Genomic DNA, 22,219 nt, shown 5'->3' with positions numbered 1-22,219 from the left:
AGCTAGTCGGAAAGCGCGGACATCAGCCGCGCTTTCTGCCCCTGATCATCTGGCTGTGAAATCACGGCGGCCAGATCTTCCAGCGACGCAATCGAATGCCCGGCGCGGAAGCTGTCGACATGTGGAAGCATTGTCGCCACACCCTGAGCTTTCGGTGCGAACCCGTCCCAGCGCAGCAATGGGTTCAGCCAAATCAGACGCCGCGACGACAGGTGTAGGCGCTCGATTTCCTTTTCCAGCATCTCGGGATCGCCCCGCTCTAACCCGTCGGTGATCAACAACACGACCGCCCCCTGCCCCATGACGCGCCGCGACCAGTCGCGATTGAACTGATGCAGGCATTCTCCGATCCGGGTTCCGCCTTCCCAGTCCTGCGCCTCGGCCCCAGCAGCGGCCAGCGCTGCATCGACATCACGTTGATGCAGATGGCGGGTGATGTTGGTCAGGCGTGTGCCAAACGTGAAGGCGTGCACTTTGGCCCAACCTGCGCCTTTGGCATTCGAAACCGCGTGTAGAAAGTGCAGAATGATCCGACTGTATTGGCTCATCGACCCGGAGATATCGCACAACGCCACCAAATTCGGCCAGCGAGGTTTGGGTTGCAAGTGCGCGATATCGCGTAGTTCGCCACCCTGCCGCATCGCTGACCTAAGTGTCCGAGCGCGATCAATGCGGTGACCGAGGTGACTGGCCTGACCTCGGCGAGACTCGATGGGTTTGACCGGTAAGTTCAGGCGCGACAGCATGCGTTTGGCCTGCGCGATCTCGGATGTACTCATCTGTTCGAAATCGAGGTTGCGCAAGCGTTCTTCAGATGACGCGGTTTGGGTTGCGTCGATCTCGATCTCGCTTTCCTCTTGTTGCTCGGTTGATTCTGGCAAGTCGCGTTCGACGCCATCCAATAACGCCTCAGCCGCGCGCTTTTCAGCCGCATCCGCTTTGCGCTCCTCCTGAACACCGCGAATGGCGGGCAGCATCATGGACATCATATGTTCTAGATACCGCGGATCGCGCCAATAGAGGCGGAAGACTTGCGCAAAAACCGTTCGATGTTCCGGCCGGTTCACGAAACAGGCATGCAGCGTCCAGTAGAAATCTCTTTTCTCGGTGAACCCCGCAGCCTGCACCGCGCGGATCGCGTCAATCACGCGCCCAGTTCCTATCGGCAGTCCGGCCTTGCGCAAAGCGCGCGCAAAATGGGTGATGTTCTGGGCCAGTTTGGGGTTGTCCGGTATATCGAGTGGGAGTTGTTCGGCCATCAAACCCCCAAAGTATTTTCGAGCATATGAAGCATCAGGCTGGTTCGAGATCGGCTTTCGCCTGATCCAGAATGCGTTTGGCCTCGGACCCCTGCAACTTTTGGATGTCGTCCTGGTATTTCAGGATGGCACCCAACGTATCGCCGATTACTTCGGGACTGAGGTTGATAACGTCCAGCGCCAGCAGACACTTAGCCCAATCGATGGTCTCGGCCACCCCCGGTTTCTTGAACAAATCTTCTGTGCGCAAGCGCTGAACAAAGGCGACCACCTCACGGCTCAGCGCTTCTGCCGCTTCGGGAGCCCGTGCGTGCAGGATTTCGATTTCGCGCGCAAAGTCAGGGTAATCAACCCAATGATATAGGCAGCGGCGCTTCAGTGCGTCGTGTACTTCGCGCGTGCGGTTCGAGGTGACGATCACAATGGGCGGTTCTGGAGCTTTGACAGTACCAAGCTCGGGGATCGTGACCTGAAAGTCACTGAGCGCCTCCAGCAAGAAAGCCTCAAAGGGTTCGTCGGTCCGGTCCAATTCGTCAATTAGCAATACAGGTGCCCCATTGGCATCCGGACGCATGGCCTGCAGCAAGGGGCGTTCGATCAGATAATCATCCGAGAACAGCTCGGTCTGCAACGCGCCTCGGTCCGCCCCACCCGACGCTTCTGCGGTTCGGATCGCCACCATCTGGGCGGGGAAATTCCACTCATACACAGCGGAAGAGGCATCAAGGCCTTCGTAGCACTGCAACCTGATCAGGCGCCGCCCCAATCCTGCGGCCAGCGCCTTGGCGATCTCAGTCTTGCCGACGCCCGCCTCGCCTTCCAGAAATAGAGGTCGACTAAGTTTCAGCGAAAGAAACACAACCGTCGCCAAAGCCCGGCCACAGACATAACCCTCAGAGCCCAAAAGCTCTTGCACGGCATCGATGGAGTTTGGCTGTGTCATGAGTTCCCCTTTTTCCTGCGCCCCAACAGGTCATGACCACAACCAGAGGTCAAGACCACCATCCGTCAGTGACTTACGGCGATCTGTCTCATCGGCAAGGGCAAGAGGGTCTTTCACCACCCAAGCGGCTGTGTTAGCCGGGGGCTATGACCCAATCCCTGACGATCCGCCGCCCCGATGACTGGCATTTGCATCTGCGCGATGGCGCGATGCTGCAAGCCGTCTTGCCTGAAACCGCGCGCCATTTTGCCCGTGCCATCATCATGCCGAATCTGGTTCCGCCCGTTGTCAAAGGTGACGACGCAGCAGCTTATCGGGACCGCATCCTTGCTGCTCTGCCAGAGGATATGACGTTTGAGCCGCTGATGACGCTCTACCTGACCGAAGACACGGACCCGGCGGATGTGGCCGCCGCACATGCAAGCGGTCTGATCAAGGCGGTCAAATTGTACCCAGCTGGGGCAACAACCAACTCGTCTTCGGGCGTTTGCGATTTCGACAAGGTACGCCCGGTGCTGGAGAAGATGGCCGAAATCGGTCTGCCGCTATGTGTGCACGGCGAAGTCACGGATGCCGAGATCGATATATTCGATCGCGAGGCGGTGTTCATCGACCGCGTTCTTGATCCGATTCGCAAAGCAACACCCGGACTGCGCGTGGTGATGGAGCACATCACGACGTCAAACGGCGTGGATTACGTCAAGGCGAATGAGAAAGATCTGGGTGCGACGATTACAACGCATCACCTGATCATCAACCGCAACCACATTCTGGTCGGCGGCATCAAGCCGCATTACTACTGCTTGCCGGTCGCCAAACGCGAAGAGCATCGGCTGGCGCTGTTGACCGCCGCGACCTCGGGCGACGCGCGTTTCTTCCTTGGCACAGACAGCGCGCCGCACACGGATGCTAACAAGGAAATGGCCTGTGGCTGCGCCGGCTGTTTCACTGCAACCAATACGATGTCACTGCTGGCCGAAATGTTCGAGCGCGCAGATGCGTTGGACAAGCTAGAGGCGTTCACGTCACTCAACGGCCCGGCCTTCTATCGCCTGCCAGTGAACGAAGAGACCATCACGCTGACCAAAGTTGATGAGGTTATCTATCCCGCCAAAATCGAATGCGGCGAAGGCCCCGTGACCGTATTCGATCCGGGCTTTCCGCTGCATTGGCGCGTCGCTTAATCAGTTAGCCTTTCAGCCAAATCCGCTGCGCGCCCGCCGGTGCGTAGCATTGACCATATGGCGTCTGCCTCATCCCCCCCGATCAGCTTCGCCGCTTTCTCCCTGACGCGATCTTCGCGATCCGATAAAGACATCGGTGCCAGCAGATCATGGTTGGCCTCGCGGCGCGCGCCGTCCCGGCGTAACAGGGACAGATGGGCTTGTGTCTCGGATAGACTCTCATCCGCCTCGACCGTGATCCGGTCCCTTAAGGATTGCAGTCTTGGATCAGCACAAATCTTGTCGGAATAGCTCCCCGGCAGAGCTGTATCGTAGCCCATCGCCTGCATCGCGATCACCGTACGATAGGAAAACTTCGCACCCAAACCACTGGTCGGCTGCAGTTGATTGCACACGCTCATCCAGCGGGGGTGGGTTTTGATCTTGATCTCGGCCACTTCAGGCTCGGCGATGTCGAGATCGCGCGCAGCCTCAAGCGCCGCGTGCAGGCCATGGCAGCAAGCGTGGAATTTGTGGCTGATGCTTTCGAACAGCCACTCGTCCCCCAAACCATCAAGCGCAGCAGCTAAATCGTCAGCCCCCAAATGTGTCGCCCCAAACCCAAACGGGCCTTCCAATGCGTCAGCACCGGGTTGAAAGCCGTTGCGGATCAACTGGGCGGCCTCAACACCGTTAGAGGCTGCAAGCCCAGCGTTATAGGGTTTACCCATTGTCCCAAACTGTGATTTCTGCCCTGAGGCCCGGGTCGCGGTTAGCCCCAACAGGTCACGCATCTGCTTTACGTCAAATGCCATAATCCGACCCGCAGCCACCGCAGCCCCAAACGCGCCAGCCGTGGCTGTTTGGTGAAAACCAGCCTGATAATGACCACGACCAAGCCACAAACCGATGCGGATCGATAACTCCATTCCCACTAGCGCTGCCTCAAGCAGATCGACCAGAGGTCGGTCTTCCCACGCCGCAAGAGCAAGGGCTGCAGGAAAAACAGCAACCGATGGATGACCGATATGAGCGAAATGCGTGTCGTCATAATCAAGCGCATGAGAAATGGTACCATTCACTAGCGCCGCTGCACGTAGCGGCGCATCACCGCCTCCGAACAAACGCGCCTGTGCGGCACCGCTCTCGGAAAGAACCATCTGACGTATGATGCGGGAAACCGGCTCATCTGCGCCTGCCCGCCCCACAGCAAGCCAGTCCAACGCGGATAGAGATGTCACGATACGAGCCTGCGCCGTGGTCGACACAGAACCAGCAACAAACTCGGCAAGGGCAGTTGTCAAATCGGTCATGTGGCGCAGTCTAGCGCGCGCCGCTCGGGCGTAAAGCCTCAGCCGTACAGGACGGCAGCACGTTGTTCGAATGCTCGGACGATACGGTGCATGGCTTCGTTGAAAACCACGCCAATGATTCCTTGCAGAACCGCGTTCTTGAATTCGAAATCAACGTGGAACGAGACGTTGCAGCCGTCTTCCGTATCTTCAAACTCCCAATCCGAGCGCATGTATTTGAACGGACCGTCCAGATACTCGGTATCGATCCGTTTCAGCTCATCAAACAGCGTGACGCGGCTGCCAAAGCGTTCGCGGAACACCTTGAATGAAATAACCAGATCCGCCTCCATCACCTTGCCATCTCCGGCTTGATAGGTCCGACGGATGCGGGCCGCAGCGCACCATGGCAGGAACTCGGGGTATTTCGCCACATCCGCGACCAGATCATACATCTGCTGTGCGGTGTAAGGCAGCGGGCGGGTCTCGGAATGGGTTGGCATGATATCCGGGATTAACTGGTGACAATGGCGCGTGATTTCGTATGTTGCGCGCCAAAGATCAAGGGGGCAGCGATGAGCCAGCGCGCATATGTGATAGATGAGATGATCTCGGCCAAGGCAATTGCTGCCCGGATCGAAGAGCTTTGCCGCGAAATAACGGCTGAATTCGGCGGCACCGACAAGCTGGTCGTTGTCGGCCTGCTGCGCGGCAGCTTCGTCTTTATCGCTGATCTGGTGCGTGAGCTGGACCTGCCCATCGAGGTCGATTTTCTGGAGGCATCGTCCTACGGTGACTCGATGGAAAGCAGTCGAGAAGTTCGTATTCTTAAGGACTTACGCGGCGCCATTGAAGGGCGCGATGTTTTGGTGGTCGAGGATATCGTGGATACCGGCCATACCCTGAACCACGTCTCCAAGCTGCTCCGTACCCGCAAGCCACACCGGTTGAAATCCATCGCCCTTCTGGACAAACCCAGCCGGCGCGAGGTTGATTTCCGCTCGGACTGGATCGGGTTTGAAATCCCTGATGAATTTGTCGTGGGTTATGGCATCGACTATGCGCAGCGCAATCGCAACCTGCCGTTTATCGGCAAGGTTCGATTTGTCGAAGATCAGGACTGATGAGTCTGCGCCATTTTGTTCGCATGTCGAAATGGGGGCGAAACCCGCCCTCGGAACGGCGCGTGAAACTGGTGTTTGGCGCGATCCTTATCTGCCTGATGATTGCCGGAATTGAATATATGGGTTGGTGGCCCGAATGGGCAGAAAGCCAGCCCAGAAAACTCAGGCCTTGAGCGTTTGTTCGATAGCAGCCAGAAAAATATCTGTCCCGATCGGGATCAAAGCATCCGGGAAATCATAGTCGGGGTTGTGTAGCTGCGGATGATCCCGCCCCGCGCCTAGCCAGAACATGGCGCTTTTGGCGCCTTTTCCGAACTGCCCAAAATCTTCCGAAAACCTTTGTGGGGTCGCAACCAGCTTGCAAGGAATGTCGCGGCTTTGGCAGGCCTCTGACAGGATCTGCACGGCTTCACCCGTATTTGTGCAAGCCTCAAACACATCGTCATAGGTGATTTCAACACCTAATCCCTGTGCCTGAGCACGTGTAGCCACCAGCTGTTCTGCGTCGCGGATCAGGCTTGCCATCCGGCTGTCCGAGACCGTGCGCAGGGTCACCCACAGTTCGGCCTGACCGGGTGCGATACCAAAAGTGGCCTCACCCAGCCTAGCATGGGTTACCGTTGTCAGCGCATATTCTGCATCCAGCGCCCCACCCTGCCCCAGAATGGCCAAAGCAGGCATAAGCTCTGCCAACGCACCGGCTGGCGACACTCCATCCTGAGGAGCCGCCGCGTGAGAGGTTTTGCCCGTCAAAACAATTCGCATCCCACGCGAGGCGCAATTCGCCGGACCCGAGCAAAGCTCAACCCCGCCCAATTCCAAACCCGGCAAATTGTGCAAAGAAAACACATAGTCCGGAGCGATATCCGCAAACTTGGGATCAGCACGATAGGCAATCGCACCTTGACCGGTTTCTTCGGCGGGTTGAAAAATCAGAACCACCCGCCCCTTGGTCGGACGCTTGTCCCCCAATACAAAGGCAACACCAAGCACCATCGCCATATGGCCATCATGCCCGCAAAGATGCCCCTTTCCGGGATGTTGCGACGCGTATCGTGCACTTGAGATTTCCTGAATCGGCAAACCGTCCAATTCACATCGGATTCCGATGGTTGGTCCGGGCTGTCCGCTATCATAAACCGCCGCGACACCGTGGCCACCGATACCTGTCAGAACCGCATCGGGATCACACGCCTGAAGCAAGTTCGAGATACTCGTCGCGGTTCCACGTTCCTCGCCCGATATCTCAGGCACTTGATGCAGTTCATGACGCTTTTCGGTAAGCCAGGATTGAAGTTCGGGTTTCACCTCTGGTTCAACTTCTTTTGTCGAGCTTCGCGCAAACGGGCGAAATCATCGCCCGCATGGTAAGACGACCGGGTCAAAGGAGTTGCCGAGACCATAAGGAAACCTTTGCCGAATGCAGCTTTTTCATAGGCCGCAAACTCTTCGGGTGTAACAAAGCGGTCAATGCCATGATGCTTGGGTGTTGGCTGCAGATACTGGCCGATAGTCAGAAAATCGATATCCGCCGCGCGCATGTCATCCATGACCTGACGAACTTGCTGCTCGTCCTCGCCCAGTCCGACCATTATGCCGGATTTGGTGAAAATGGACGGGTCCATCTCTTTGACCCGCTGCAGCAAGCGCAATGAGTGGAAATATCGCGCACCGGGACGCACCTGAGGATAAAGGCCCGGCACCGTTTCAAGATTGTGATTGAACACATCTGGCTTGGCCTCGACAACAATCTCAAGCACCGAGGGATCGCATTTCAGGAAATCCGGCGTCAGAATCTCGATTGTAGTCTTGGGCGAGCGGTGGCGTACTGCGCGTATGGTTTGGGCGAAATGGTCAGCCCCTCCATCCTGCAGGTCATCCCGGTCCACGGATGTGATGACCACATGGTTCAAGCCCAGCTTCTGCACCGCATGCGCCACGCGACCCGGTTCAAATGCATCCAGAGTATCCGGCTTACCGGTCGCGATGTTGCAGAATGTACAGCCGCGCGTGCAAATCTCGCCCATGATCATCATGGTCGCGTGACCCTGGCTCCAGCACTCACCCACATTCGGGCATCCGGCTTCTTCGCAGACGGTGACCAGATTGTTGTCACGCATGATCTTATGCGTCTCGGCATAGCCCTTGCCACCCGGCGCTTTGACCCGAATCCAGTTCGGTTTGCGCGGAGCCGCATTGTCAGGTCGATGTGCCTTTTCGGGGTGTCTTTGCTCGGGTATTTTCAGATCACGCACGGCTGGCTTTCCTGACTTTGGGTCAATTTTCTTTGTTCATAACATAGACCGACTCATTTGGTTACACCAGCGGCGCATAGCCGCTATGCGGCACGTCTACGCGCCTGCAGCGAAAGTGACCACGCACATCATTTTACGCATTACTTATAATGCTTTAACGCCATCAAAGATATTATGCTTTTGCAGCATATATATCATTGAAGCCGAGATAGAATCATTTTAACTCTCGCGGCAAACATATGTGAATCACAGGATTTTGATGATGAAAACCGTTGCAAAACTACCTGACGTAACCTTCCACACCCGTGTCCGCGATGAGGCCGTCGAAGGCCCCAACCCGTTCCGTTGGGAAGACAAGACAACTGCGGATTATTTTGCAGGCAAGCGCGTTATCCTGTTCTCGCTGCCCGGCGCATTCACCCCGACATGCTCGACCTATCAATTGCCTGGTTTCGAAAAAGGCCACGGCGATTTTGCGGCCAAGGGCATCGATGCAATCTACTGCATGTCCGTCAACGACAGCTTTGTCATGAACAAATGGGCCGCCGATCAGGGTCTGGAAAACGTCAAGGTCATTCCTGATGGATCCGGTGAGTTCACGCGTAAAATGGGTATGCTGGTCGACAAGGACAATCTGGGCTTTGGCATGCGCTCATGGCGTTACGCAGCCATCGTCAACGATGGCGTTGTGGAGGCATGGTTCGAAGAGCCCGGCCTGATGGATAACTGCCCCGAAGACCCTTACGGCGTGTCGTCCCCAGAAAACCTAATGAAGCATCTGGACGAAGCCCGCGAACCGGCGCTGGCATAATCCTGTCATGCACTACTTTGAAAGGCCCGCCATTTCGGTGGGCCTTTTTCGTTAGGTTCGAGTTTTAGCTACCACGTCTTCACCGACCTGCCGGATTACTTGCGCCAATCGATCGAACCACTCCTCCGCTCCGGTCGAGCTGCGACGCACCAGGCCAATGGTCCTCGCCGGTTGCGGCGCACCAAATCGCAACAATCGCAGACCAGGAACTGCATCCGTCTCGGCCTGCGCCGCAAGTTCAGGCATTAACGTCAGGCCAAACCCTTCGGCGACCAAACGCGACAACGTGGCAAGTGAGGACGCACCCATATTAATTTGGCCGCTGGTACGATCCTGACCGCAAACTTCTAGCGCCTGATCTGTCAGGCAGTGCCCGTCTTCCAACAGCATCAACTGCGCTGTCTTCAAGTCCACAGGCCGCAACTCTTCCGGGCTGATGGTCAATCGATTCAAGCGAGTCTGACTTCCTGCCAGCAAGAACCGATCTTCGAATAGTGGCTCTTCGTGGAAAGTTCCATTTCCCAAGGGCAGCGCCAGTACGGCGGCATCTATTTCACCCAAGCCCAACATGGATAGCAATCGCTCGGTCCGGGCCTCACGAATCTGAACCCGCAACGAGACATCCGCAGCCCGCAACCCGGCTAACACCCCCGGCAACAAATAAGGTGCAACCGTAGGAATGATCCCGATCGACAGGGACCTATGGCCACCCGAATGGTCGCGTGCAAACCGGTCCAACCGTTCGGCCGCGTTCAGGACATGTTGGACATAGTCCAAAACGTCTCGACCAAGTGGTGTCAACAGGATGTCGCGGGCCTGCCGTTCGAACAACGGCCCACCGATCGAGTCTTCCAGTGCCTTGATTTGAACCGAAAGCGCAGGCTGCGACACATGGCAGACCTGCGCGGCACGGCCAAAGTTACGCTGTTCGGCGACGGCCTGGAAATATTGCAGCTGGCGGAAGGTGAAATTCATAACCCCTGACTATCATTTGGGGTCATTTCCGCAAGGCCGGTATATGGCTGCATGAATCGTTCAGCCGATCATCCGATCCCGCTCGGTCTGGTCCTCGTAGTGGCGCTTCAGCCTTTGCAACGCGATCCGCAGCACGATCTTGCCTGATCGCGCAGACCAGCCCATCCGCTTTTCAGCCAGCTCAAGCCCTTCTAGATAACAACAACAGCGCAGCGCGACGTCGCTCAAACCCGGCCCAAGGTCAGACAGCGCGCGGGCCACACGATCCCTGGCACCAGAAGGTCCTCGCCCCACCTGGCTGTCCGAGGCAAAGTCACCGCGTCCACCGCCTGTCAGAAAGCGATCCCAATTTTGTGTGACCTGAGGTCCGATCTGGGCCAGTTCGAAATCCTCACGCAAGCGCTCGCCCGCGCTCACCAGAGTTTCATCCAGAAACGGCTTGCCATCCCGGTCGCGGCGGCGCGCCAAAGCGATCAGCGGGCTTTCCACAGTGCTGTAACGGACGCGAGGCTGTGATGGCGCCCTTGCACCCGCAGTTGCGGGTTTGAATGCGGCCTGCGCTTCCGCCATGCCAAATTCATTCTGCGTACGCGCCCGGTTTTCGGCCTCGGCAATCAAATGACTTAGCGCAGCCCTGCCCGAGGTTGAAATCCGGTAGCGCGAGATCCGACCCGGACTATCGCATGAAATCCAATCATTCAGCGCCAGAGCCTGCGCGATCCGGCAATCTACAACTGCTGTTTTAGTAGTTCCACCTTCGCCGTTGTCCCGAACCACAACAGCCTTGTCCATATCCTCGGCCACGGCAAGCACTGCACCGGATTCACACATGCGCCTCAGTACACGCAGCGACTCGCGCTCGAATTCGTCGTCTTGGGCTTCGGGCCGTCCTGCCTCAGACGTCACGATTGCAAATGCAGAACCTGTGCGCTCCATTGGCGCAAAGTGTGACTGGGCCAGAGAATGCAGAGCTGCATCCACCAAAGGATCGTCCCTGCGCATCTCAACCCTGCGGATCTGACGCAGAATGGTCGAGGCATGGCATCCTGCGGACCGCGCAATATCCCGAATAGATCGCCCTGACTCCGTATGGTCCAGATATCGTTGCGCCCCTTCGGGAACCCATGCCGGTACAGTGAATGCCACGCTGTTTTCCATATTTCTTCGCCCTCGTCGACAAAACAAACTGACAGTTTTAGCCGTCGGATTCTTAGTTAACCAAATCTAACTAGAGTTGCTTTCGTTACTCGTTCGTTAATCACAGACGGCACAGAGCAGAATTGATTCAAAAAGATAAACAGTGGTGAAACCATAGTTCGGGGTGATCCCGCACAAGGCAACACCCGCTTAGGTTGTGTCACATTTCAGACAGCGAAATTGAAAAAGAAGGAAAGCTGCCGTGCAGGACCTGATGACCATGATCACCACACTCCGCCGCCCGCGACTACTGGCCCGTGCCGCCAAGATCGGGGCGCAGGACTATAATCGCGACCGCCACCTGCAACGGCTTCTTGGATATGGATCAACACCGGTCACTGGTGCAGCGTTGATCCGTTTGCTGGAATTGGAGCGTGAGATTAACGCGCAACGCATCGAAGAAGATGCGGCCTATTCACTGGTTCGCCATCTTGATCTGCTGATTGCATTGAATGGCGAAGCGCAACTGTATCAAGCCAGTCGCGCAACGCAGTATCAGTAATCAGGTGAACGCGTCCGGCATCGATGCTTTCTTTTCGGCAACATATGCGTCGAGCGCCGCCTTTACATCAGGGTCAAGCTGCGGCTGCTGGTAGTTCGCCAACAGATGCTCAACCCGTGCCGAAGCCAGCGTCCGTGTATCGCGGGCGCCTTCTTCTTCCCAGGTCTCAAACGGCTTATAATCCAAGAGATCGGTTTTCCAGAACGCTTCCTTGAAGTTGGCTTGCGTATGGGCACAACCCAAATAGTGACCTCCGGGACCTACTTCGCGGATGGCGTCCATCGCCTGTGCATTCTCATCATAGGCCACACCTTTGGCCAATCCGTGCAAGACGCCGAGCTGATCGGCATCCATGACGAATTTCTCGAAATCCGCCACCAAGCCGCCTTCGAGCCAACCGCAGGAATGCAGCATGAAATTCACACCCGACATCAGGCCCATGTTCAACGAGTTCGCGGTCTCATACGCAGCTTGCGCATCCGGCAATTTTGAACCACAGAACGAACCCGCAGAGCGATATGGTAGACTCAGTCGGCGCGCCAACTGACCCGCGCCATAAGTGACGTGCGAAGCCTCTGGGGTGCCAAAGGTCGGCGCTCCTGAATTCATGTCGATCGACGATACGAACGCCCCAAAGATCGCAGGAGCACCCGGACGGATGATCTGGCTATATGCTACACCTGCCATGACCTCGGCCAGAACCTGCGTCAGCGTGCCCGCGACCGAAACTGGTGCCATAGCACCACCCACGATGAACGGCGAAATAATGCAGGCCTGATTGTTTGCGGCATAAACTTCCAGAGAACCCATCATCACGTCGTCAAAGGTCATCGGCGAGTTGATGTTGGTCAAAGATGTCATCACGGTGTTGTTCTGCACGAACTCTTTGCCGAACAGGATCTCGCACATCTCGATCGAATCCTGCGCCCGGCTGGGATCAGTGACCGAACCCATGAACGGTTTGTCGGACAGAGTCATATGCGCCATCAGCATGTCCAAATGGCGCTTGTTTACCGGAATATCTGTCGGTTCGCAGACCGTACCGCCCGAATGGTGCAGCCACTTGGACATGTAGGCCAGCTTCACGAACTTGTTGAAATCGTCCATTGTCGCGTAACGACGTCCGCCTTGCGCATCGCGTACAAACGGAGGACCATAGACCGGAGCCAGAACCATATTGCGGCCGCCGATGACTACCGATTTCTCGGGATTGCGGGCGTGCTGGGTAAATTCGCTAGGGGCGGTCTTGATCAGCTCACGTGCCAGGCCGCGCGGCAGGCGGACGCGCTCACCATCCACATCTGCACCCGCGTCTTTCCAGCGCTCAAGCGCTGCCGGATTGTCTACGAAATTGACGCCAATCTCAGCCAATACGGTTTCCGCATTGGTTTCGATAATCTCCAGCGCCTCTTCGTTGAGGACCTCGAAATTGGGGATATTGCGTTCGATATATTTCGCGGTTTCGATCTTGACCGCCGTACGCTCGGCACGACGGGCGGCACCACCGCCACCCCGTGCCCTGCGCCGGGTGTTTGCCTCTGCCATTGAGTAAATCCCGTGATTGGTTGGTTTGGTAGATGTGTTACATGAACGGCAAACTCCGCCACAGGTAGTTTACGGCGCTCTAGAGGTAAAAGCGACATGAACTGTAGGCCACAGCGACATATGTCGGTCAGTCCCTACTTTGCCCATTTCTGCATGACGACAGAATTCCCTGCCTCCTCGACCTCCACCCAACCCAGATGGGTGTACATTTCACGGGTTGCACGCATCAGCCGATGTGTCCGCAAGCGCAGGACTGAAAGCCCGGCCTCAACGGCCTTAGCTTCAGCAACTGCAAGCAGTTGCCGCGCAACACCCTTGCCCTGAGCCTCTGGCGAAACGGCGAGATTGAATATCATCATCGCCTCGGCCTGTTGATCAAAGATGATGACCCCAAGAAGTTTCCCGTCCACTTCTGCAATAACAACCTGATGCTCTGCGATCTCTTCCTCGATACCAGACGCAACATCCGGCAGATCGGCGATGTCTCTCATCGCATCGGCATAAGCGCTTGCGATACAAACTTGTATCGACTTGGCGTCGCTTCGTTCGGCAGTTCTGAGTTTTATGGTGGTCATGTATCAGCCTCCTCGCTGAATTGACGTCATTACGCTTGCACAAGCAAGGCTTGCGACCTAATAGCCAATCATGACCCAAGACAGCCATGACCGCCTTTTGATCATCGACTTCGGCAGCCAGGTGACGCAGCTTATTGCCCGCCGCTTGCGCGAACTGAACGTCTATTGCGAAATCCACCCCTACCAGAACGTCACGATGGATTTCGTGCGAGAGATGGCGCCCAAGGCCGTCATTTTTTCGGGCGGCCCTGACAGTGTTACGCGCGAGGGTTCACCCCGCGCCCCGCAAGAGATTTTTGACTACGGCGTGCCGATCCTGGGCATCTGCTATGGTCAGCAGGTGATGATGCATCAACTGGGCGGCAAGGTTGAAAGCGGGCACGGCACTGCAGAGTTTGGCCGCGCATTTGTTACTCAGAATAATCGGCTTGATATCCTCGATGGCTGGTTCGCCGAAGGTGACGAGCAGGTCTGGATGAGCCACGGCGATCATGTCAGCGAAATCGCTCCGGGTTTTGAGGTGTTCGGTACTTCACCCAACGCGCCGTATGCCATCACGGCCGACGCCTCGCGTCATTTCTATGCGGTGCAATTTCACCCCGAGGTTCATCACACACCCAAGGGTGCAAAGCTCTATGAGAATTTTGTCAAACTGGCAGGGTTCAAGGGCGATTGGACCATGGGGGCTTATCGGGACGAGATGATCCGCAAGATCCGCGAACAGGTCGGGGACAAAAAAGTCATTTGTGGCTTGTCTGGCGGTGTCGACAGCTCGGTTGCGGCGATCCTGATACATGAGGCGATTGGCGATCAGCTGACCTGCGTGTTTGTCGACCATGGGCTGCTACGCAAGAACGAGGCTGCCGAAGTCGTCGGCATGTTCCGCGACAATTACAATATCCAGTTGATCCACGCGGACGAAAGCGAACTGTTCCTGGGTGAACTTGATGGACAATCCGATCCTGAAACCAAGCGCAAGATTATCGGCAAGCTGTTCATCGACGTGTTCCAGAAACACGCCGACACAATCGACGGCGCCGAGTTCTTGGCACAGGGCACCCTGTATCCAGATGTGATTGAATCCGTGTCGTTTTCGGGCGGTCCATCTGTGACCATCAAATCGCATCACAATGTGGGTGGCCTACCTGAAAAGATGGGTTTGAAGCTGGTCGAGCCTCTGCGTGAACTCTTCAAGGACGAGGTCCGCGCGTTGGGCCGAGAGTTGGGCCTGCCCGACAGCTTCATCGGTCGCCACCCCTTCCCCGGCCCCGGCCTTGCCATTCGCTGCCCGGGTGAGATAACTCGCGAAAAGCTTGAGATCCTACGCGAAGCCGATGCCATCTATATCGACCAGATTCGCAAACATGGTCTGTATGATGAGATTTGGCAGGCCTTTGTCGCCATTCTTCCGGTGCGCACAGTCGGTGTAATGGGGGATGGACGAACATACGATTATGCCTGCGCCCTCCGCGCGGTCACATCCGTCGATGGCATGACAGCGGACTACTATCCGTTCAGCCACGAATTCCTCGGTGAAACCGCCACGCGTATCATCAACGAAGTCAAGGGCATCAACCGATGCACTTACGACATCACCTCGAAACCTCCCGGAACGATTGAATGGGAATGATTATTCCCCCTCGGCAGTGCTGAAATGCACCGCATTTGACGGGAGAAGGACAATTCGATGAGCAACTACTCGGTACATGAAACGGCAATCGTCGATGAAGGCGCGCAGATCGGAGATGGCTGCCGAATCTGGCATTGGGTGCACATCTGCGGAGGCGCCAAGCTGGGCCGAAATGTTTCACTCGGGCAGAATGTCTTCGTTGGGAACAAGGTCATAATTGGCGACGATTGCAAAATTCAGAACAACGTTTCGATCTATGACAACATCACGCTGGAAGATGGCGTATTCTGTGGGCCGAGCATGGTGTTCACGAATGTGTACAACCCGCGTTCATTGATCGAACGAAAGGCCGAATACCGCAATACTCTGGTAAAGAAAGGGGCCACGCTGGGCGCCAATTGCACGATCGTTTGCGGTGCTACAATCGGGGAATACGCTTTTATCGGCGCAGGTGCCGTTGTTAATGCTGACGTGAAGCCATACGCACTGATGGTGGGCGTCGCTGCCAAACAGATTGGCTGGATGAGCGAGTATGGCGAGCAGTTGGATTTACCTCTCACTGGGCGTGGTGAGGTTACCTGCCCTCATACCGGTGCTCGATACGTGTTGAACGGCGATTCGGTCAGCAAAGCTCTGCCAACCACCTGAGTATCAGCGCCAGCGCGCTGACCGGCTAAGAACCTCCTTTATTTGCGGGTTCGCGTCAGAATACTGGCATCATCTAAGCCGCTCACCCAAAGCGATCATAGACGGCCAGACTTACATTTAGCCTTGCTTCATCGGGTAAAACGCAATCTATTCAGCCCGTTGCACCACGGCACATGTAAGAGATCTCATGAACAGCAATAAAATGCAGATCGGTAAGGCGGCGCTGTGGATGACAGGGGCGATCGCCTCATTCACATCGATGGCCATTGCCGGCCGCGAGCTGAGCGTGACACACGACACCTTTGAGATCATGTTCTATCGCAGCCTAGTTGGTATCTGCGTGGTGGCAATCGTCCTCTCGGCTTCACGCAAATGGCATCAGGTAACCACCAAACGTCTTGGTTTGCATGGTATTCGGAACGTGTTGCATTTCACCGGGCAGAACCTGTGGTTCTATGCAGTAACGATGATCCCGTTGGCCCAGGTCTTTGCACTCGAATTCACTCAACCCATCTGGGTGATCCTGCTATCCCCACTGCTGCTGCACGAGAGGTTGACCGCTTTGCGTCTGACCGCAGCCCTGATCGGATTTGCCGGGATTCTCATTGTGGCCCGTCCAGGGGCCGCCACACTTAGTCCCGGCGTTATTGCTGCGGCCGCATCTGCGATTTTCTTCGCGTTAACAGCAATATCGACCAAGTCCTTAACGCGCACAGCCAGCATCGGATGCATTATGTTCTGGCTTACTTTGATGCAGGCCGGTTTGGGTCTGGTTGCATCAGGTCTGGATGGGCAAATAACACTTCCAACCTTAACGACTGCGCCGCTTCTTTTGCTTGTCGGCTTGGCAGGCCTATTGGCCCACTACTGTATTACCAATGCCCTGGCCATCGCGCCTGCGACCGTGGTCGTGCCGTTTGATTTTGCACGCCTTCCGACCATCGCGATCCTCGGGATGGTCATTTATCACGAGCCGCTGGATCACTGGACGCTTCTGGGGGCCGTGGTGATCTTTGCCGGGATTTTCCTGAACGTTTGGTCCGAGAACCGTAACAATTCAGCAACACCCGCATAGAGCTATTTTGCTGAATAACGCTCCGTCACCGGTTGACCCAATTTTAAAGTTTAAGACAGTAAAAAGCGGTAACGAGGCCGAATACGCCCAATGAGGATGCGTATAACAGGCAATTTGGACAGTGTAGGGAGGAATATATGAAACGAGTGTTGTTGCACACATGCGCGTTGTGCATTGGGGCAACCGCGGCGCAGGCCGGCGGCCTAGACCGAAGTGGGCAAGGTGTTAACATCCTGTTCGAAGAGGGATCTGTCGTGCAGTTTCGGCTTGGGTATACAAAGCCGGACGTAAGCGGATCGATGGAGGATCAAATCCCGACCAGCCCGACGTTTGGGGAAACGATTGACTCGGGCAATGTCTCGAACAGCTTTTTCACGCCGCATCTGGCATACAAGACTTCTTTGACCGAAAAGCTCGACTTCGCGCTGGTTTATGACGAGCCGTTTGGCGCGGATATCGACTATTCTTCGGATTATCCCTTGTCGCAGAATGTCTTGGCTCTGGCAGGTCTTCCCGGAGCAACAACTGACGTGCTTCGCGCAAAAGCAGATACCGATGCGATCACGGCTTTGCTTCGCTACAAATTGGATGGTGGCTTCAGTGTTATCGGTGGTCTCCGCGCCCAGCGTCTGAAAGCAAGTGTTTCAGTTCCGATCGCTGGTGCAAGCACAACACCATTCGCGTCCGGCGGATACCGCGTTGAAACCGATGCCGAGATCGATTTCGGTTACGTTGTCGGTGTTGCTTGGGAACGGCCAGATATCGCCGCACGGGTCGCTCTGACCTATAACTCGAAAATCACACATGATCTGTCGCAGACCGAAGCGAACGATGCCATCACTGGAATTGTTCCACCCGGAATACCCGTCGTGGGTCGCGTCAGCGCCGATTCATCGACCGAGGTTGTGACGCCTCAATCGGTCAATCTCGATTTCCAGACAGGTGTCGCGCCAAAAACCCTGTTGTTTGGTTCGATCCGTTGGGTTGACTGGCCGCAAACCGTGTACGCACCGCCGGTCTATACTGGTCTGACAGGTATTAACCTGGTCGACTACGAAGAGGCGACATGGACCTACTCACTGGGTCTCGGCTATCAGTTCAGCGAAGAATTCTCTGGCGCGGTAACGCTGGGTTACGAGAGCTCTCAGGGGAACTCGGTCTCGAACCTAGGCCCGACGGATGGGTTCTGGAGTATCGGTCTGGGCGGCACTTACTCTCTTGAAAAGGCCAAGATTTCCGGTGGTGTACGCTACACGGATATTGGGGATGCCACTGCCAACGGTACTGGCCCCGATAACCGTGCCACGTTCACTGGCAACAGCGCATGGAGCGTTGGTATTCAGGTGACTTACGCGCTGAACTAAAGCAGATGCAAATGTGCATATTAAGCCCCGCCAATTCGGTGGGGCTTTTTCGCATGTTCCGGGTCGATATGCTGATTGAGAGATGCCAGAACAAGCCATGACTTCTCAGAAAACACTCACAGCTCGCACTTGGTCCGAATTGATACTCCTTGGTGTCATTTGGGGAATGTCATTCCTTGCGATCCGAATCGCACTTGATACGATTCCCGTCATAACATCAGTTTTCCACAGGGTTTTTTGGGCAGCGCTGGCGTTGTGGATCGTCATCATCTTTCAACGCCAACCGGTCCCGAGCGATCCGAAGGTCTGGGGTATTTTTCTGATCATGGGGCTGTTGAACAATGTCCTGCCATTCTCGCTTATGGCCTGGGGGCAGCTCTATGTCGAAACTGGGCTGACATCGATTCTGAACGCTGCCACCGCGATCTTCGGCGTCCTTCTGGCGGCCTTGTTTTTTCGCGACGAGAGGCTGACCAAAACCCGCCTCCTTGGCGTAGGGCTTGGGTTTCTGGGCGTTTCAATCACAATTGGCCTCAGACAGTTTAGTAACCTAAACCCAAGCAACCTGGGTCAGGTTGCGATCCTGGCTGGGACGCTTTCTTATGCGTTTGCAGCCATCTGGGCGCGTAGCCACATGAGCGCCCTTCCCCCTCAGATCGCCGCGGCAGGTATGTTGACCGGATCTGCGATCCTGATGACGCCTGTTATGTTGTTGGTCGATGGAGTTCCGACCTTCACCCTGCCCCTGCAAACCTGGCTGGCAATCGCCTATTACGCCCTGCTGGCAACAGCCGGAGCCTATTTGCTGTACTATCGGGTGCTGCAACAAGCAGGCAGCGGCAATGTTCTGCTCGTAACGCTCATCATTCCTCCAATCGCAATCCTAATGGGTGCTTTGGTGCGCGATGAAGCTTTGCCACCACGTGCTTTTATTGGTTTTACGGTACTGGCGATCGGCTTGCTCATCCTCAGCCGATCTCGCCGACGCGATTGACGCCGCCAGCGGCCCGTTTTAGCTAGGGCAAAACAAGGGACGGCGGATTATGATCTACAACTCGGCAACGGACTGGCGTCAGGCTGCGCGAAAGAAGGTGTTGTTCTTCGGTATGTCCGGGTTGGGAAAATCCTATGTCTCAAACACGCTGCGAGATGCCGGGGACTGGTTCCACTATTCAATCGATTACCGCATCGGCACCCGCTATATGGGCGAACATATCGCGGACAATGCCAAGGCTGAGGCGATGAAAGTACCCTTTCTCCGCGAGCTTTTGCTGTCGGATTCAATATATATCGGGTCGAACATCACGTTTCAGAACCTGACCCCGGTGTCGACTTATCTGGGCAAGCCGGGCAATCCCGATCTGGGAGGCCTTGAAATCTCGGAATATCAGCTGCGGCAAGACCAGTTTCGTCAGGCCGAAATCCATGCCCTGTTGGATACCAAGTATTTCATAGACCGGGCCAATCGTCTTTATAGCTATCCACACTTTATCTGCGATACCGGCGGGTCAATCTGCGAATGGGTAGAGCCTGACAATCCAAATGACCACATTCTGACCGAATTGTCGCGCCAGACCCTGATGATCTGGATCAAGGGCGATGAAGCCCACACTGAAGAACTGATCAAACGCTTCGACAAGGCACCAAAGCCTATGTCCTATAAGGCAGAGTTCCTGCAGAGGGTTTGGGACGAATACCTCGCCCTCAACAAGTGTTCCGGCACCAAGGTTGATCCGGATGCATTCATCCGCTGGACCTATGCGCAAGCGCTGGCGCACCGGCAGCCACGCTATGAAGCGATGGCCCGAAATTGGGGCGTTACAATAGCAGCCGATGACATCGCCAAAGTGCGGGATAGTGGCGATTTCGATGAGTTGATCGAACGCACCCTTGAGACCCGCCCCAACCCCGCCTAAGTTCCAGACTTCCTTCGCAGTTTCAACAGCGTGACCAAATGCCGATCAAAATCCCCTCTGACCTGCCCGCCTTTGAAGTCCTGACAAATGAGGGCGTCATGGTCATGGCTGATGATCAGGCCGCACGGCAGGATATTCGCCCCCTTCGGATCGGGCTTTTGAACCTGATGCCAAAGAAGATACAGACCGAAAACCAGTTCGCACGCCTGATCGGAGCGACCCCGCTGCAGATTGAGCTATCGCTGATCCGCATGACGGAACACCAGACCAAGAATACCGCCGCCGAGCATATGGCCGAGTTCTACCATCCTTTTCAGGAGGTGAAGAACCAGAAGTTCGACGGCCTGATCATAACCGGTGCACCAATCGAACATCTGGATTTCGCTGACGTCACCTATTGGGATGAAATCCGCGAAGTGTTCGAGTGGACCCAGACCAATGTGCATTCCACATTTGGCGTATGCTGGGGTGGTATGGCGATGATCAACCATTTCCACGACGTTGAAAAACACATGCTGGATGCGAAGGCCTTTGGCTGCTTCCGGCACCGGAACCTAGCACCCGCGTCTCCATTTTTGCGTGGTTTTTCTGATGATTGCGTGATACCCGTCAGCCGCTGGACCGAGATGCGGCAATACGAGATCGATGCGGTTCCTGATCTGATCACTTTGCTTGGCAGTGATGATGTCGGCCCCTGCCTGATCGAAGATCCCGTGCATCGGGCGCTCTATATCTTCAATCACTTTGAGTATGACAGCGATACGCTCAAACAGGAATATGACCGGGACATCGCAAATAACACGCCGATTAATGTGCCTATCAACTACTATCCCGACGATGATCCAAGCCAGAACCCTCAGAACAGGTGGCGCAGTCACGCGCATCTGCTTTATGGTAACTGGATCAATGAAATTTACCAGACAACCCCGTTTGATATGAGTAAAATTGGCCAGTAAGCTTTTGATATCACTCAGCGTTGCGCTTGTGGGTCTCGCCCTTGTGACCGCATGGCGCAGCGCGCAGCGTGAAAGCAGCGCCGAGGCTTCGTTTCCGCCAGAAGGCCAGATCGTCGATGTCGATGGCGTTGCTGTGCATGCCGTCGTGATGGGCGTAGGGCCGGATGTGGTGCTTATCCACGGGTCCAGCGGAAACACGCGCGACATGACTTTTGCGCTGGCCCCAATTCTGGCCGAGACCTATCGCGTCATCGTCTTTGACCGCCCGGGTCTTGGATATTCAGATAGCTTTAACTCCGACGGCGAAACCATTGTCGAACAAGCGGAAATCCTACAACGAGCCGCATCGAAACTAGGCGCAGAAAAACCGATCGTCGCCGGGCAAAGCTATGGCGGTTCGGTTTCGCTTGCCTGGGCTGTCACTCGGCCCGACAACATCGAAGCTTTGGTCCTGATCGCTCCGGCGGCGATCCCGTGGGAAACACCTCTGGACGCGTTCAACACTATTGGTGCGACGACAGCGGGCAACGCCCTTGCTTTGCCTTTGGTCAGCGCATTTGTTCCTGACTGGTTTGTTACGAAGGCGTTGGACCAGGTGTTTGCACCGCAAAAAGCCCCCGAAGGATATGCCGAGCATTTCGGGCCGGGCTTGACCATGCGCCAGTCTTCGATGCACGCAAATGCCAAACAGCGTGCAAATCTGCTGGATGAAATCACCGAGCTTCAACCCCGCTATGGCGAGATCTCCGTGCCAACCGAAATTGTCCACGGTACGGCGGATACGACTGTCGGGCTGGGCTGGCATTCCGAGCGCCTGATCGAACAAATCCCTGGCGCTGAGCTGATCGAATTGGACGGCATAGGACACATGCCGCAGGTTGTGGCCGCCCCAGAGGTTGCCGCCGCAATCAACCGCGCAGCCGAGCGCGCGGGTTTGCGTTAAGCCCATCCGTAATTCATAGTAAGATATGGATTTTATTGCGAGGCGT

The 22,219-nt window shown here is 55.9% G+C and carries 23 protein-coding genes; 13 read left to right on the top strand and 10 right to left on the bottom strand.

Annotation, left to right across the window (positions count from 1 at the left end; genetic code table 11):
- Positions 1-2 precede the first annotated feature (2 nt).
- Together ACR0BT_RS01585 and ACR0BT_RS01580 are read right to left on the bottom strand one after the other, a co-directional pair.
- Complete coding sequence (locus ACR0BT_RS01585) at positions 3-1,259, bottom strand: vWA domain-containing protein (protein ID WP_480759865.1); 1,257 nt, start codon at positions 1,257-1,259, stop codon at positions 3-5.
- Positions 1,260-1,293: 34 nt separating this feature from the next.
- Positions 1,294-2,202, bottom strand: a complete 909-nt coding sequence (locus tag ACR0BT_RS01580) for an AAA family ATPase (RefSeq protein ID WP_480759868.1) — start codon at positions 2,200-2,202, stop codon at positions 1,294-1,296.
- Between the two features lie 146 nt (positions 2,203-2,348).
- Between ACR0BT_RS01580 and pyrC the strand changes: the two genes are divergently transcribed.
- Positions 2,349-3,386: a dihydroorotase gene (gene pyrC, locus ACR0BT_RS01575; protein ID WP_480762397.1), complete on the top strand. Its 1,038-nt coding sequence runs from the start codon at positions 2,349-2,351 to the stop codon at positions 3,384-3,386.
- On the opposite strand, the gene ACR0BT_RS01570 is transcribed toward pyrC, so the two are convergent.
- A complete protein-coding gene (locus tag ACR0BT_RS01570) occupies positions 3,383-4,678 on the bottom strand; it encodes an MmgE/PrpD family protein (protein WP_480762396.1) in 1,296 nt (431 codons plus the stop codon). The genes pyrC and ACR0BT_RS01570 overlap by 4 nt on opposite strands.
- Before the next feature lie 38 nt (positions 4,679-4,716).
- On the bottom strand, positions 4,717-5,160 hold the full coding sequence (locus ACR0BT_RS01565) for a type II toxin-antitoxin system RatA family toxin (protein ID WP_170421329.1): 444 nt from the start codon (positions 5,158-5,160) through the stop codon (positions 4,717-4,719).
- A 72-nt stretch (positions 5,161-5,232) separates the two neighbouring features.
- Here ACR0BT_RS01565 and hpt point away from each other — a divergent pair, with 72 nt between their 5' ends.
- Together hpt and ACR0BT_RS01555 are read left to right on the top strand one after the other, a co-directional pair.
- Positions 5,233-5,781 (top strand): hypoxanthine phosphoribosyltransferase, encoded by a 549-nt coding sequence (hpt, locus tag ACR0BT_RS01560; RefSeq protein ID WP_010439696.1) that lies wholly within the window; start codon positions 5,233-5,235, stop codon positions 5,779-5,781.
- Complete coding sequence (locus tag ACR0BT_RS01555; RefSeq protein ID WP_170421327.1) at positions 5,781-5,954, top strand: hypothetical protein; 174 nt, start codon at positions 5,781-5,783, stop codon at positions 5,952-5,954. Before hpt ends, ACR0BT_RS01555 begins: the two co-directional genes overlap by 1 nt.
- On the opposite strand, the gene ACR0BT_RS01550 is transcribed toward ACR0BT_RS01555, so the two are convergent.
- Together ACR0BT_RS01550 and lipA are read right to left on the bottom strand one after the other, a co-directional pair.
- Positions 5,944-7,089, bottom strand: a complete 1,146-nt coding sequence (locus ACR0BT_RS01550; protein ID WP_480561574.1) for an amidohydrolase — start codon at positions 7,087-7,089, stop codon at positions 5,944-5,946. The two genes, ACR0BT_RS01555 and ACR0BT_RS01550, sit on opposite strands and share 11 nt — an antisense overlap.
- Positions 7,086-8,036, bottom strand: a complete 951-nt coding sequence (lipA, locus tag ACR0BT_RS01545) for a lipoyl synthase (RefSeq protein WP_170421324.1) — start codon at positions 8,034-8,036, stop codon at positions 7,086-7,088. Before lipA ends, ACR0BT_RS01550 begins: the two co-directional genes overlap by 4 nt.
- A gap of 262 nt (positions 8,037-8,298) precedes the next feature.
- Here lipA and ACR0BT_RS01540 point away from each other — a divergent pair, with 262 nt between their 5' ends.
- Positions 8,299-8,847, top strand: a complete 549-nt coding sequence (locus ACR0BT_RS01540) for a redoxin family protein (protein ID WP_480762395.1) — start codon at positions 8,299-8,301, stop codon at positions 8,845-8,847.
- A 51-nt stretch (positions 8,848-8,898) separates the two neighbouring features.
- Here ACR0BT_RS01540 and ACR0BT_RS01535 read toward each other — a convergent pair whose 3' ends face one another.
- Both ACR0BT_RS01535 and ACR0BT_RS01530 read right to left on the bottom strand, forming a co-directional pair.
- On the bottom strand, positions 8,899-9,822 hold the full coding sequence (locus ACR0BT_RS01535; RefSeq protein WP_170510237.1) for a hydrogen peroxide-inducible genes activator: 924 nt from the start codon (positions 9,820-9,822) through the stop codon (positions 8,899-8,901).
- Between the two features lie 60 nt (positions 9,823-9,882).
- Positions 9,883-10,980, bottom strand: coding sequence for a DUF6456 domain-containing protein (locus ACR0BT_RS01530; protein ID WP_170595789.1), 1,098 nt, complete (start codon positions 10,978-10,980; stop codon positions 9,883-9,885).
- Positions 10,981-11,233: 253 nt separating this feature from the next.
- On the opposite strand from ACR0BT_RS01530, the gene ACR0BT_RS01525 reads away from it, so the two are divergent.
- Positions 11,234-11,521 carry a DUF6477 family protein gene (locus tag ACR0BT_RS01525; RefSeq protein WP_480762393.1) on the top strand — a complete coding sequence of 96 codons (288 nt, stop codon included), beginning with the start codon at positions 11,234-11,236 and terminating at the stop codon, positions 11,519-11,521.
- On the opposite strand, the gene ACR0BT_RS01520 is transcribed toward ACR0BT_RS01525, so the two are convergent.
- Both ACR0BT_RS01520 and ACR0BT_RS01515 read right to left on the bottom strand, forming a co-directional pair.
- The gene (locus ACR0BT_RS01520; protein ID WP_480762391.1) at positions 11,522-13,066 is read right to left on the bottom strand and encodes a trimethylamine methyltransferase family protein; all 1,545 of its coding nucleotides are present in this window, start codon (positions 13,064-13,066) and stop codon (positions 11,522-11,524) included.
- A gap of 134 nt (positions 13,067-13,200) precedes the next feature.
- Positions 13,201-13,641 carry a GNAT family N-acetyltransferase gene (locus ACR0BT_RS01515; protein WP_170625983.1) on the bottom strand — a complete coding sequence of 147 codons (441 nt, stop codon included), beginning with the start codon at positions 13,639-13,641 and terminating at the stop codon, positions 13,201-13,203.
- Between the two features lie 70 nt (positions 13,642-13,711).
- On the opposite strand from ACR0BT_RS01515, the gene guaA reads away from it, so the two are divergent.
- The 8 genes from guaA (at position 13,712) to ACR0BT_RS01475 (ending at position 22,173) form a co-directional block, all read left to right on the top strand.
- A complete protein-coding gene (gene guaA / locus ACR0BT_RS01510) occupies positions 13,712-15,271 on the top strand; it encodes a glutamine-hydrolyzing GMP synthase (protein ID WP_480590580.1) in 1,560 nt (519 codons plus the stop codon).
- Positions 15,272-15,328: 57 nt separating this feature from the next.
- Positions 15,329-15,919 carry an acyltransferase gene (locus ACR0BT_RS01505; RefSeq protein WP_170393253.1) on the top strand — a complete coding sequence of 197 codons (591 nt, stop codon included), beginning with the start codon at positions 15,329-15,331 and terminating at the stop codon, positions 15,917-15,919.
- Positions 15,920-16,106: 187 nt separating this feature from the next.
- The gene (locus ACR0BT_RS01500) at positions 16,107-16,994 is read left to right on the top strand and encodes a DMT family transporter (RefSeq protein ID WP_480762390.1); all 888 of its coding nucleotides are present in this window, start codon (positions 16,107-16,109) and stop codon (positions 16,992-16,994) included.
- A gap of 137 nt (positions 16,995-17,131) precedes the next feature.
- Positions 17,132-18,358, top strand: a complete 1,227-nt coding sequence (locus ACR0BT_RS01495; protein ID WP_170393255.1) for an OmpP1/FadL family transporter — start codon at positions 17,132-17,134, stop codon at positions 18,356-18,358.
- 82 nt (positions 18,359-18,440) lie between these two features.
- Positions 18,441-19,352: a DMT family transporter gene (locus ACR0BT_RS01490; protein ID WP_480444162.1), complete on the top strand. Its 912-nt coding sequence runs from the start codon at positions 18,441-18,443 to the stop codon at positions 19,350-19,352.
- A 49-nt stretch (positions 19,353-19,401) separates the two neighbouring features.
- A complete protein-coding gene (locus ACR0BT_RS01485; RefSeq protein ID WP_170562988.1) occupies positions 19,402-20,274 on the top strand; it encodes an ATPase in 873 nt (290 codons plus the stop codon).
- A gap of 38 nt (positions 20,275-20,312) precedes the next feature.
- Positions 20,313-21,230 (top strand): homoserine O-acetyltransferase MetA, encoded by a 918-nt coding sequence (metA, locus tag ACR0BT_RS01480; RefSeq protein WP_170610376.1) that lies wholly within the window; start codon positions 20,313-20,315, stop codon positions 21,228-21,230.
- The gene (locus tag ACR0BT_RS01475; RefSeq protein ID WP_480762388.1) at positions 21,220-22,173 is read left to right on the top strand and encodes an alpha/beta fold hydrolase; all 954 of its coding nucleotides are present in this window, start codon (positions 21,220-21,222) and stop codon (positions 22,171-22,173) included. Before metA ends, ACR0BT_RS01475 begins: the two co-directional genes overlap by 11 nt.
- The last annotated feature ends 46 nt before the right edge of the window (positions 22,174-22,219 follow it).

It is taken from the genome of Ruegeria sp. CJ6, from assembly GCF_056536665.1.
Note: the sequence above shows the minus strand (reverse complement) of the source record. Positions and strands in the feature narration are given on the sequence as shown.